This window comes from Bradyrhizobium cosmicum (genome assembly GCF_032290525.1).
GTDB classification, from domain to species: Bacteria; Pseudomonadota; Alphaproteobacteria; order Rhizobiales; family Xanthobacteraceae; genus Bradyrhizobium; species Bradyrhizobium cosmicum_A.
This window is the reverse complement of the sequence record NZ_JASXTA010000051.1, coordinates 1-11,950: the sequence shown is the minus strand read 5'-3', so window position 1 is coordinate 11,950 and position 11,950 is coordinate 1. Positions and strand designations below refer to the sequence as shown.

Annotated in this window: 10 protein-coding genes and 3 pseudogenes; 8 read left to right on the top strand and 5 right to left on the bottom strand. The window is 59.5% G+C overall.

Annotation, left to right across the window (positions count from 1 at the left end; genetic code table 11):
* Both QSV46_RS38720 and QSV46_RS38715 read left to right on the top strand, forming a co-directional pair.
* Positions 1-335 (top strand): annotated as a pseudogene (locus tag QSV46_RS38720) (hypothetical protein); the annotation flags it as partial.
* On the top strand, positions 325-453 hold the full coding sequence (locus tag QSV46_RS38715) for a hypothetical protein (protein WP_314963957.1): 129 nt from the start codon (positions 325-327) through the stop codon (positions 451-453). The pseudogene QSV46_RS38720 and the gene QSV46_RS38715, both read left to right, overlap by 11 nt.
* A 58-nt stretch (positions 454-511) precedes the next feature.
* Here the strand turns inward: QSV46_RS38715 and QSV46_RS38710 are convergent, their stop codons facing one another.
* The 5 genes and pseudogenes from QSV46_RS38710 to QSV46_RS38690 form a co-directional block, all read right to left on the bottom strand.
* Positions 512-1,138 carry a hypothetical protein gene (locus QSV46_RS38710; RefSeq protein WP_314963956.1) on the bottom strand — a complete coding sequence of 209 codons (627 nt, stop codon included), beginning with the start codon at positions 1,136-1,138 and terminating at the stop codon, positions 512-514.
* 612 nt (positions 1,139-1,750) lie between these two features.
* Positions 1,751-2,899, bottom strand: a pseudogene (locus QSV46_RS38705) (ATP-dependent nuclease); the annotation flags it as partial.
* 15 nt (positions 2,900-2,914) lie between these two features.
* Complete coding sequence (locus QSV46_RS38700) at positions 2,915-3,280, bottom strand: AAA family ATPase (protein ID WP_314963954.1); 366 nt, start codon at positions 3,278-3,280, stop codon at positions 2,915-2,917.
* Between the two features lie 231 nt (positions 3,281-3,511).
* A complete protein-coding gene (locus QSV46_RS38695; protein ID WP_314963953.1) occupies positions 3,512-4,204 on the bottom strand; it encodes an HNH endonuclease in 693 nt (230 codons plus the stop codon).
* Positions 4,205-4,341: 137 nt separating this feature from the next.
* Complete coding sequence (locus QSV46_RS38690) at positions 4,342-5,982, bottom strand: patatin-like phospholipase family protein (protein WP_314963952.1); 1,641 nt, start codon at positions 5,980-5,982, stop codon at positions 4,342-4,344.
* A 239-nt stretch (positions 5,983-6,221) separates the two neighbouring features.
* Here QSV46_RS38690 and QSV46_RS38685 point away from each other — a divergent pair, with 239 nt between their 5' ends.
* The 6 genes and pseudogenes from QSV46_RS38685 to QSV46_RS38660 all read left to right on the top strand — a co-directional run bounded on the left by QSV46_RS38685 (position 6,222) and on the right by QSV46_RS38660 (position 11,625).
* Entirely contained in the window at positions 6,222-6,497 is a 276-nt protein-coding gene (locus QSV46_RS38685; RefSeq protein ID WP_314963951.1) for a helix-turn-helix transcriptional regulator, read from the top strand.
* Positions 6,498-6,503: 6 nt separating this feature from the next.
* The gene (locus QSV46_RS38680) at positions 6,504-6,785 is read left to right on the top strand and encodes a hypothetical protein (protein ID WP_314963950.1); all 282 of its coding nucleotides are present in this window, start codon (positions 6,504-6,506) and stop codon (positions 6,783-6,785) included.
* 14 nt (positions 6,786-6,799) lie between these two features.
* Positions 6,800-8,707, top strand: a complete 1,908-nt coding sequence (locus QSV46_RS38675) for a DUF2971 domain-containing protein (RefSeq protein ID WP_314963949.1) — start codon at positions 6,800-6,802, stop codon at positions 8,705-8,707.
* A gap of 626 nt (positions 8,708-9,333) precedes the next feature.
* Positions 9,334-9,720, top strand: a complete 387-nt coding sequence (locus QSV46_RS38670; protein WP_314963948.1) for a hypothetical protein — start codon at positions 9,334-9,336, stop codon at positions 9,718-9,720.
* 50 nt (positions 9,721-9,770) lie between these two features.
* Complete coding sequence (locus tag QSV46_RS38665; RefSeq protein ID WP_409997285.1) at positions 9,771-10,352, top strand: DUF6036 family nucleotidyltransferase; 582 nt, start codon at positions 9,771-9,773, stop codon at positions 10,350-10,352.
* A gap of 636 nt (positions 10,353-10,988) precedes the next feature.
* Positions 10,989-11,625, top strand: a pseudogene (locus tag QSV46_RS38660) (transposase).
* The last annotated feature ends 325 nt before the right edge of the window (positions 11,626-11,950 follow it).

Sequence of the window (11,950 nt, the reverse complement as noted above, 5' to 3'; positions counted from 1 at the left end):
GAACCATGAACCCGGCAGCGGATCATTTTTGTCTATCGGGCTTGACACCGTGCCCGCGATTAAAGAACGGACGACTATTGAAGCTGGCGGCGAAGGGCAGGCCAAGCAACGCGCCGCTGCTGCTATACAAGGACGACAGGCCGTGGAACGAGAACAGTCCAAGCGGCGACTACCGGCGCGGTGTGCGCGTCGTCGTCGAGAGCATCGGCCTCGACCCCACCGTCTACGGCATGTACGCCTTTCGGCATTCGTCGATCACGAGGATGTTGCTCGCTGGTACCCAACACGGCCATTGTCGCCAAGTGCCACGACACCTCCGAGGCGATGATCCGTAAGCACTATGCGGCGTCGATCCTCGACTTCACCGACGAGATCACGCGCAAGACCCTGCCGTCGCTCGGACCGGCGCTGGAGACAGCCGCGAGCAACGTTTTCAAGCTGGCGAAGCGGTGAGCGCTGCGGCATCCCGCTTGACAGCGAGTTCGCAACGGTGCCGCAGCGAAGTTGAGGTTCAAGTAAGATACCCAAAACGAACAAACCAGTCCCGATTATCGGAAACGATTGCCTCGGCCGTATCTGCATTCAGATTGCCAATCCACCGACCTATCCGACCGTCGCGCCGATGGTTTGGGTGTAGCTGGTTCTCCGTGTTGTAAGAAGCAACTCCATCAATGAGGCCATCTACTTCGCGGACAATTTGAGCAGCCGTATTCGGGTCAATAGATATCCCACAAGCCCTCGCTATCCTCTGCGCCGAGGTTTGCGGATGATTTATGATTTCGACGTAGGATAGATCAATGTCGGATCGTGCTGACCAATACTCATGACATTCGCGCGTAGTTTTTGCAGTGGCGAGAGCAGCGCCTTTATCGTCCTTGTTCACCCAACCACGATCATGAAGGGACACGATAATATCACGCAGATCGCGATGGCAAGTTAGTACAGTTTCCGCTCTCTCGCTCCATTGATCGTCAGGGATGTGAATTTTCAATAGCGCCGACGTTTCTGTACCCGGCACATAATCGTGGATCCATGCTGTCTTTAAGTTCGGGTCCTGAGTTCTCAAGATTAATCGAGCTACATTGAAGACCCATGTGCTTCCAGAACGCTGTGTACCAGCCGCTAGAATAACCCGCATAACTTTCTCCCATCGCCCCCAATTCCAACCCTATCAACCGCACCCGGGGCGTCAAATTGATTTTAGAGCCTGAAGAGGCCAGCGGCCGACCATGACTTAGGTCAATATGCCCTCCTGACATATCCGTGGTGAGCGTCGCGACGGGGGCTCCTGTGAGGCATGCACCCATTAACGCCGCGCGGCTGCGCCTGTAAGCTTATCGGCATGTCGGGATCCTCCGCGTCACTTCGGAGGCGTCGGCGCTTCGCCTCGGCCTCGCCTCGGCGGCTTCGCATACGGCAACCGGATCGGGTTCGAACGGCGACAACCTGGCATCAAGCAGACGCTTGAGCAGCTCGGCGGCCCAGCGCTCGTCGCGCGGAGGCTGCCGCAAACAGCGCGACACGCACCTCGCGACAGCGAAGCCAGTCCTCGCGCGCGACGTATCCCAGCGGGTGACACGGCTTGGCGCTGCGGTCGTTTACATGGTTTCCAGTCCACCATGCGCTGACGGGGCCAAGCAGACGAGCCAACGCTCGCGAGCGACCCTCGAACTTCTGACCTCGCTGCGGCATGCGTTCGATCCCGGCAAACAGCGCGAGCGCCTCAGCGCTGAACGACGGGCGACGGTCCTTAGCTGCGCGGCTTTACGGGCATGGCGGCCTCGGTTGGTGAAGCTCGCCGGTAGGCTAACACGCTCCGGCACTTGAGGCTCAACGCGCGATCCGTCGCTTCGATAGCGAGCTCGAGCAGTTCGCTCACAGGACCGTCAGGCAATGCGGCGAACAGTTCCTGTTCGAGCGCTCGCCTGCCACCCCATGCGAACACGCTGCCGCCGCCCGCGACAAACGCTTTTTCAGCCGCTGCTGGAGCCGGTTTGTCACTGTCTCGCAGGATGGCCACCCGGTAGCCAAGGGATTGCATGGCTATCGCGCGGTTGAAGGTTTCATCGCCGTTGCCATTGACCAAAGCCGCGCCACAGGCGGGCAAAGATGTCTCCCCGCTCGCGGTGAAGTGCTGATCCAGGCCACGCATCAACCCGATTTCGCTTCCGCCCTCGCACACCACAATCGACGAAGCGAGTAAGGCATGAGCGTGAGCCCGGATTGTGCCCTGCACATTCCCTGCATCGCTTGCGCGAGTGACCGTATGTCGTTCGCCTTTCGCGCGGACGATATGAAGCTGGTGTGCGCTCAGTTCGGTGACGGCAATCGGCGAGTGGCTCGTTGCAAAAACCTGCAGCGGCGGCATCTCTTCCTTCGCGCCGAGCAGCCGGATGATGCGGTGCGGTTCGAGGCCATATTCGAGTTCGTCGATCAGAAACGTGGTGACCTGATCCGCCGCCTTCCGCTGCAAGGCGGCGATCAGCAGTCGCGACGAACCAAGGCCAAGAGCACGTAACGGCACACCGCCCTCGTCATGAAGTGAGATGGTTCCGCCCGTAAAGGTGACCGAGCCGGCATCGATCAACGCCTGTACGGCGGCGCCAACGGGCACCCCCATATCCCCGGCAGCCGCCTTGACGATCTTGAGCGGCTCCTCAAGCTCCTTGAGTTCCTTCTGGTCGAAGGTGTCGCGCATCTCACGCGCCGCCCGCGTTAGCTCCTTTGATGCGTCGGCCTTGCCGTCGGTAAGTTTGGTCAGCACCGACCCGCGTCGCCACGTCAGATGCATGTCTCCGGTGACGCCAAGCCTTGCGGGCGCGATGCGCGTGCGATCGGCCCAGTTGAGATTGCGGGTTCGACCTGCAGCCTGCGCGCGGGGCGAGACCAGCGTCCACTCGGGCTCGAGGTCATCCTAGACAGTGAGTTGCAGCGTCAGCGCGGTTTCGAGTCCCGCGCCAGGCTCCGGCTCTACCAGTCCGGTAGCCGCATCGAAGCCCACGAGGAAGTCACCATAGCTGTCGATGTTCTTCAGGGGGGCAGCGAGGGCGCCGAGAGTTAGCGCAATACGGACGGGATGGCCGAAATCGAGACCGTGAAAATCGGTGTCGGTGAAGGAAAGCGATCGCCGTGCGCCAAGACACAGATCGATGGCATCAAGGATTGTCGATTTGCCGCTGTCGCCAGGCCCGATCAGGCAATTTATTCCCGCCCCAGGTACCCAGCGAAGGCCTTTGACCGCCCGAAAGTTCTCGATCTCAAGCACGCAGACCAGTGCCATACTATTTCCCCTAGATCGTTTCACCGCAGTCGATTCAGCCGACCGCCCGTGCGAACGTCCTGCAACATGTCCGCCTAATCGAGCAAGCTGAACTTCAGATCGCAGACGAGATCCCGGAGCGTACGACCGTTGCCCTCGACGAACTCCTTGAGCGTGGACCACCCAAGGTCTTCATCCGGAACGCCGATGTGAAGCGTCGGTTCTTCGTCAACATCGATGCCGCCAAGACTGTTACGTGTCGAGCGTCTTCCCGAGCTTGCTGATCCGATAATCTGATAATCGCTTGTCGTCGATCCGGATCGTTTTGAGATCGTCGGGATGAATATTGATGCCGAACTCGCTCTCACGTCGGCCGACGAGCGCAATTCCCTTCTCGATGATTGCACGCATGAGTTCACGGTCGGCGATCGAAAGATGCCGCAGGCGATCGACATAATCCTTGATCGCTTCGAGCGTTCGGTCGCCGATGGTGTGCGAAACTCGATCCTTCTCCAGATAGCGCTTGTACCGCTTTAACGTGCGCGGCACGAAAATCGTCCCGTCTTCGGCTTCGTCAACGATCTCGCCGACATACCGTTGCCGTAATGTGTCGCCAACGGCACTAAAGCGATCCTCGCGGTCGCGCTTCCACTTGGTCAGCAGCTTGACCGTATGTTTGTCAGGCTCCCGGTCCACGAGAGTATGACATGTGGCGCGCAAAAGGATCAGGTTTTCGGGGGCTCGCCGCCTTTCAGCATTCAGCCTTTTGTCGAAGCGCGGTCCACCCGGGCTCTCTGCCTTGATGTGGCACACATCCGCAACGAGCGTGCCGTTGGCATTGATCAGCGCGGTCGCGCAACGCGGATTGGCACATTGGTTCCCTGAGAGAACGTAGAGCTGGCGTAACGTTTTAGCCGGCGGCGCTTTGCGGGTTGATTCGTTCATGGGACTGCCGGTGAGCCGCAGGTTGAGATATTTGAGGAATAGCCCCCAAATGTCGTGGTTGAATACCGCGTTTTTCAGCGCGTCGGCTCTGCCGACCGAGCTAGGTAACTGCTAGTGCGCCGATCTCCTAGCGGCACTCAGGTCCTGATTCCGAGATTCCGCTTTAGCCGAGCCCACCACGTGGGCAGCACGATCATGAGCAGTGCCGCAAAGGTACCCCAGATGGCGCGCTTGACCGGGTACTCGTTTCGGAGCGCGTCGGTGATGAACAGCAGCCACACCATGACGACCGACCAGAACCACGAGGCGCTGCCTTCGTCTCCGGGCTTTGGCCGCACACCGGGCGGGATGTGGAAGTCGCGCATCGCTTCGCGGTTCGCATCGCCCTTACCGAAAAGCCGCCACATGCTGCACGCCGGCAGTGCTCGGCGCAGTAGTCTAAGGCGGGTCCATCTTCCAAAGTGCGGATGGTACCGCCGCGCCGGTTGTTCAATCCCCGAGGCACGTTGTTGGAGCGCACGCGTTGCTATCCGGTAGCCATGCCGAAGCAGCGCTTCCGTCCGCCGCCTATTGAAGTTCAGCGTTCCTGTCAGCAACCCTCCAAGGAATACGCGAGGCACGAGGTAGACGACCTTGACGATCTTGAGCCATTCCTCCATTGCCTTGAGGCCTTCGGCCGTCTTCGTTGGGCCATGCAGAAACATCGTTTGCATATAGACGTTACGCAGGTGCTCTTCGAGATCGAACGCGTCGGGATGAAGGCAAATGATCCAGACCTCGTTCACACCATGCCGACCCATTGGCAGCACGGGCGTGTTATCGGCGACGCCGCCGTCCACATACGTCGTTCCTCCAATCTCGGCGTGCGCGAAGATGCCGAAAGGCAGCGCCGCGCTCGCGTAGGCGAATTGTGCTCTCACGGCCTCCGGCGCGCCGTCCAACTTTGCGTAATGCGCGGCGAACACGCCCGGTGTCGGCAATGCAAAATGCGGCGAATTGGGTGGCACCTCCCGGGCGACCGTCACATAGGTGGGAATTGCCAAGGGTGACTGCAGGAAGTGGTTGATGTGGGAAGCAAGCAGCTTCCCTTCCATGAGTGTCGAATGAATGCGTACCGGCAGGCGCACCATCGCGAGAACGATGCCGCTGCTGATCGTCTCGGTCAGCGTGATGCGCGTCTCGAGTGTTACGATCTCGACCGCTTCCATGAGAAGCCATGCGATCGACACGAGAAGCCGCGTCGTCGCAACGAACGCGATGACATCAACGAGCAGTTGGCGCACTCGGTTGTCCCATCCCACCACCGGCAGTTCGTTGGCAAAGGCGAACACCGCCACGACCGGGATGATCAACGCGGCGACCAGCCATCCCCATAACGGGAGGACATTGAAAAGCAGGAGCCACGCAAGGACCCCCATGAGAAGGGAACAGAAAATATCACGGCGATACTGTGGACGTCCTTCCGGCTCCACATTCTTCACGTAGCTCACGAAGAGCTTGCCGATGATGCATAGAATCTTGACCAGCCGCCGCAGGCATCCATCCGGAGCGCGCCCGAAGAAGCCGCTGTCGTCAATCTCCTTCCAAATCCTGACGCCTTCCTCGACCTGGCCGGTTGACCAGATGATCGCGCAAAGGCCGCCTGCGGATGTTCCAGCGACGGCGGAGAAGTCGATGCCGTGCTTCTTCAGTGCCTGCATGCAGCCCAGCGCAAACGCGCCCTTGGCACCGCCGCCTTGAATGACCAGACCACGCCGGATGGATGTGTCGGAGTTCATAGTTCATAAGCCTCGCCACGCATTGCCGGAATCCCCGCAGGCTCTGGATCAGAACGTAACACTGACGCGCAGCTCTCGACGATGATCGATAGGAGTCACCTCGTCGCGAATGGAGGGGCCACCAGTGCTTGACCCACATCGCTGCCACCGCCCCGACAGAAGTTCCGCCGTTGATTTTACGCCGTAGTTTGACCATAATTAAGGTATTACAAAAAAGTCGATAAGCGAGGATGGGGCGAATGCCGCTGAACCTGTCGAACAGCCAAGCGCTCGGACGTACGTACGCGGCGGCGCGCATGATGGCCGGTTTGGACCAAGGCGCGCTTGCGGCTCAAGCTGGGCTTTCCGCCGGCACGATTTCCAATGTGGAGCGGGGGCGCGATTCCCGCCCTGAGACCCTGAAGTCCATTCGTGTTGCGCTGAACCGCGAAGGCGTACTGATTGCATTTAGCCGCAACAACGGCTTGGCGACGGTGGCGATCTCGTTCGCCACCGATGATTCAGAAGAGGAGTAAATTGCGATGCGTACCTATTTCGGCGAGTTCAACCGCGTGATCGACGACAACATTCGCCGCGCTATGCGGGTTCTGCAGTCGTGGGGTCTGAATGTGCAGTTGCTGCCCCATAAGACCGCGCTGCGGATCGAGCGGCCGGAGGATATGTCATGGGCCGATTTCAAGCGCGCGATCCGTGGCGTGCTGCAGCCTCGCCGTGGATCGGTGATGATCTCGAGCGAGACCAGTGGGCGGACCTACGTCTGCAGCAATCGCGGCAATCAGCCCGGCGCTTTCCAGCGTCAGTAATAAGGCGCGTCGCGGTGCTGGCTTTTCACGAAACCGAGACCTGCGAGGGCATCATCCAGCATCTCGAGCAGCGCGAACGCATGCGGCGCTCGGACGTGCGGGTCCGCGACAGAGCAGGTGAAACATCGGCCGATGCACGCGTCGAGATGACGTTCCGTCTGGGCGCCCAGCTCTATGCCCTTGAGCACACCGGCATCGAGCCGTTCGACGGCTTCATGGCGCACCAGAACCGCGCACCGTCGCTCTTTCTGCCGCTTCAGGCGGCCGCGGCCACAGCACTAGCCGCCATGCTGGCCGATGGCGTCGTCATCGAAATGCATCTGCCGATCGACGCTTTCACTAACCGCAGGATGCCCGAGGTGCGGGAGATTCAGGCCGCGCTACTCACATGGATTAGCGCGACCGCCCCGACGCTGCCGCCACGGCGCTATGCCGATTATCGTGGCACGCTCGTGACAGCCCAGCCGGGCGGCGTGCCGTTCCTGGTCTCACTGGTACGCTTCGACGGCATCGCCGGGATGCAGGGCCGCTTCCAGCTCAAGCATCTCACCCGCGGCGCCGAGACGCCGCGGGTCGAGCCCATCGCGCGCGCCTGCGAGAAAAAGTTTCCGAAGCTGGCGCGCTGGAAACAGTCGGACGCCGCCCGGACCGTCTTGGTATTCGACGACAATGATGTGCAGCTCACCAACGTCTCCATCGTCGCCGAGGTGTTCCTCCGATCGCCACCGCCCGCGCCGACGCGCCAGACGAGACCTATATGGTCTCGACCTGCACGTCGCCTTGGTATGCTTGGCCGGTCCTCGTCGAAGGACAGAGCTACTTCGACCTCGCGGCGACCCGGGATCCCATCCATTTCGAGATGGACGCGAGCCGGCGTCTTCTCAACCCCGCCGCCTGAGATCAGTCCCATGTCCGCAGCCAACCCACCCGACCACAGCCGAGTGTCGTTGCCCCGAGAGCTTCGGCAGGCGATCGAGACGTTCAAGGCTTGGACCAACCGGCATCTGCAGGCGGAACAGGACGGCGCTGCGGTCACGCAGACGCTATATCACTACACCGACATGCGCGGCCTCAAGGGCATTCTCGAAACCGGCCGGATCTGGTTCACGGACTACCGCCATCTCAACGATCCGAGCGAGCTGACCCACGGCATCGATATGGCCCGCGACGTGGCGCACCACATCTCCACCGGAGCGGATGGCCGCGTCCGGCTGTTTCTCGACTACTTCCTCGATCTCTTTCGGCACGACAATTTCGCCCCTAACCTTGAGTTCTTCATCGCCTGTTTCAGCCGCGCGCGGGACGATCTCGGCCAGTGGCGCGCCTATGCGGATAACGGACGCGGCGTCGCCATCGGACTTTCCCCGTCGCTGTTCGCCGTCACCGACGCTCCACCGCCGGGTCAGCTTCCGGAATTTGTCGGGCCGGTACGATACAGTCTTGCGGACGTCTGCGGCCGCCATCACACCTGTCTCGAAGAAGCCGCAGCCATCTTCCTTGCGGCCGCGAACGCCAACGCCACTCTGTTGGAAGACAAATCCATCGGCATCCCCTTCATGGACCAGTTCGTCCGCGAAATCATCGCTTCGCCACTGATTTGGAATTGCCTCACCTCGAAGCATCCCGCTTATGAACATGAGCAGGAGGTTCGTCTGTTGATGATGGGAACGCCGGCCGCCGTCGCGCCGCACGTCACGACTCGCTTTCGCGGTAGCGAGATCGTTCCGTACATCGCCCAGCCAATGCCGCTTCGCGTCGAGCACAAGATCGCCGAGATCGTCGTCGGTCCGGCGGCGCCGCCCGACACCGAGCGGACCTTGCGCACCATGCTTCCCCATTGGCATCGACTGGAACTTTCCCATCGGTCGATCCGATATTCCCTATCGGGCCTAATAGCTGATCGGCGAAGTCTGGAGCCGTGAGCCGGTGGCGTCTCCCTGCGGGATCGGGCTGTCGGCTTCGCTGAAGCCCGGCTGACGCCGGGTCTTCACCCTCGGGCTTCCATCCCTGACGCATCGCTTGCGGAACGGTCGCGGAATTTCTCTCCGCTTGCGCGGGCCGCCATGTCGTCATTGAGAGTGAGAGTGCCGGCCGGGTTGGCCGTGACGGGTTGGAAGTCGCGAGAGAGGCTCGCCGGCGCCCGTCGCGGAGACCCAAACAGGCTGTCGGTCTCGGCTGCGTTCGCGCCAGAGGCCTGGATTGGCGAGGAGATTGCCTGTGGCGAGGTAGTAAAGGTCTTCCGAAATATCTCCGTTCGTATCGCCGGCATGGCCTCTCAGTCCCGTTTCGGGTCAATTGAGGTTTATCTTTTGGCGCGGCCATAAGCCATTGATTTATTTTGATAATATCATCCTTCTGATGGTTTTTTTGTAAGTAGGAGGAGAGTTTCCTAAATTTTGGTGGGCTTCGGCCTTGTTGCTCGGGCTTATTGGAACTGCTAGCTTGAACGGAGAGGGAACATACTCCGTCCAAGAGGATTGGGGAGTAGCTGGATTTTTAAGGGTAGATGCCTTATTTTCCACCCTGAGGTAGGTATTGGTCGAGAACCATGAGCGTCCGGATCAACCGGGAATACGTGAACGACACCGCGAAGCTGATCATGCATCGGCTCATTGCGCGGCAGATCGGTCGCGACCCGTCGCTGGTCGAAAGGGCGAAGGATTCTTTGGCTCATAGCTCGCAACGTTTCGAAGGTTACAGTTTCGTTCGCGAGTGGTCGGACATGCTTGGCTTTCCTCCATCTACGGTACGCCGCCGTTTGACGAGTCGCGACGAAGTGATGACTCGTCTGCGTCTATCCTCGCCTTTCGTTTTGGCGGAAGGTATCAACTTCGAGGATGACACTCTGCGCCGTCGTATCTGGAAGGCGGCGAAGCGGATTGCGGAGAGATCTGCGATCCATCAGACCGCGGCACTTCCGCGGATGGCGGCGTGACACAAAACTCGTTTGTTCGAACTATAGAAGACCTTGTCGAGACAGTCAGGGTGATTGCCCGGCTGTTTAAAACCGACAAGGTTTTCATCATTGGCAGCCAAAGCATCTTACTTTCGTGGCCCGACGCACCGGTCGTCCTACGCACCTCAGGCGAAATCGACGCTTATCCGGAGAACGCGAAGATTTGGGAAATTCAGCAGAAAGAGCTGGATCCTGAAGACGATCCGGAGGCTTCAGAAGAGATAAACGCTCTCTACGGCGAGGGCTCAAAATTCCATCGCGAGCACGGCTTCTATATCGACGGGGTCGACGAGAATACCGCGCGGCTTCCTGGTGATTGGAATAAGCGCGCCATCACCAAAACGGTCGACGTTGACGACAAGAAGGTTCTGGCTGTCGCGCCATGTCCCGAAGACATTATCGTATCCAAGCTCGCTCGTCTGTCGGAAAAGGACAAGGAGTTCGTGGAGGGGTACCACAAGGCGCGGCCCTTCAATCGTGATCTCATTGTTGACCGTATCAAGGCGACGAAGCTGGAGGCCGAACTTCAGGAGCAAGCTATCAGCTTCGTGCGCGGCCTTCCGGATGAGCCCAAAGCAGACGCTGCAGCAAGCAAACCGCCGGGATTGTAGCAGTCATCGCTACGATTTTACTGGAGGCTTCATCCACCACGTCGACCGCAATGGCTCGCGTCGGCTGCAGCGGGGGTGAGCCTCTGATAGATCCTTGCTCCACATGTGAAACCGGCCGGACCACACCTCCGGATGTCGTAGCCGAAACTCGTGCACGCGCACAGAAAGATGGCCTCGACAACGAGGTCATCAACCGGCTCGCTACAATCTTGAGCACCCGAGCCAAAGACTGCGAGCGTCGATTGTGCAGAACGTGACATCGGTTTGCCAAGGTGGCCGGACGGAAGGCATGGCGATAACGATCAGAGCCAGCCGCCAGGCGGAAATTTTGGGATACGTACTCGACCGATCAATGACTTCGTCAAAAGTACGAGAACTATGAGTTAAGGCTCCATGGCAACCGGCGTCATCGCGATCAGGGGATTCGACTATCAAGTCACAATCATCCTCGCAGAGTTGTTCGATCATTTCGACGCACACGGTGCTCACGCCAAGGTCGCTGATTCTCCCCCAATCAAAGCGCCAGACATCTCCAAAACTGCATCAAAAGTGATGGTGTGGAACGGCCCTTCGAACCGGCATCAAAAGTGCCTAACGTGGTCGCGTAGAGAGGCGCCACAAAGGAAGGACCGTTCCATGGAGAAAATTATCACAGTGGGTTTGGATTTGGCCAAGTCGATCTTTCAAGTTCACGGCACCGCCGAAAACGGGAAAGTCTTGGTTCGTCGCACATTGCGGCGATCGCAGGTTCTACCCTTCTTTCGGAGCCTCCCAGCTTGCTTGGTAGGTATGGAGGCCTGTGCGAGTGCCCATCACTGGGCCCGCGAGATAGCGGCGCTGGGCACTCTGTCCGCATGATGCCGCCAGCTTACGTGAAGCCTTACGTCAAACGAAACAAGACCGACGTGGCGGATGCTGAAGCCATTTGTGAGGCGGTCATCCGTCTTGGATGCTCGCGATTTTGCGACTGCACGAGATTTTGCGGCTTGGACCGGGCTCACACCGAGGGCACAGTCGAGCGGCGGAAAAGAAAGGCTCGGCGCGATATCAAAGCGTGGAAATCGGCAACTACGGACGCTCTTGATCGTTGGTGCGACCTCTATCATCACGCTTGCTAAACGAGAAAGTCCCGCTCTGGATTCGGACCATGCTGCAAAGACGGCCGGTCAAGGTCGTATCGGTCGCGCTCGCCAATAAGATCGCGCGCACCATCTGGGCCTTGCTGGTCAGAGGCGGCATCTATCAGGCGCCGGCCGCAATGCTGAAATCCTAATCTCAAGAGCTCTCCGGCGGAAGAAGAAGGCTGCCGAGGAGGCAAGGTGCAAATCTGGATGAACCCCGAATGACGTCATTCCCGGGAGCAATCAGACCGCCTGACTCACTGCGCTTCGAGCGCAAGAAATTGATTGGGCGATTGCTTCCGCGGATTTCGTCGTGGCCTGCGGCCAGGCGCCGCGTTCACGGGCCGAACATATGACCGCACCGTCATCCCTTGTTCAACCAGATAAAGATCTTGCGGCCGGGCCAATGGTATGGACCCCGCCCTTGCCGCGGTGGAATCTCAAGCGTCAACTGCAGCGAAGGAGGATGTTATGCAG

Bases quoted from the DNA above. Each gene is read 5' to 3' on its own strand.
- QSV46_RS38715 (WP_314963957.1), top strand. From the start codon at position 325: ATGATCCGTAAGCACTATGCGGCGTCGATCCTCGACTTCACCGACGAG.
- QSV46_RS38710 (WP_314963956.1), bottom strand. From the start codon at position 1,138: ATGCGGGTTATTCTAGCGGCTGGTACACAGCGTTCTGGAAGCACATGG.
- QSV46_RS38700 (WP_314963954.1), bottom strand. From the start codon at position 3,280: ATGGCACTGGTCTGCGTGCTTGAGATCGAGAACTTTCGGGCGGTCAAA.
- QSV46_RS38695 (WP_314963953.1), bottom strand. From the start codon at position 4,204: ATGAACGAATCAACCCGCAAAGCGCCGCCGGCTAAAACGTTACGCCAG.
- QSV46_RS38690 (WP_314963952.1), bottom strand. From the start codon at position 5,982: ATGAACTCCGACACATCCATCCGGCGTGGTCTGGTCATTCAAGGCGGC.
- QSV46_RS38685 (WP_314963951.1), top strand. From the start codon at position 6,222: ATGCCGCTGAACCTGTCGAACAGCCAAGCGCTCGGACGTACGTACGCG.
- QSV46_RS38680 (WP_314963950.1), top strand. From the start codon at position 6,504: ATGCGTACCTATTTCGGCGAGTTCAACCGCGTGATCGACGACAACATT.
- QSV46_RS38670 (WP_314963948.1), top strand. From the start codon at position 9,334: ATGAGCGTCCGGATCAACCGGGAATACGTGAACGACACCGCGAAGCTG.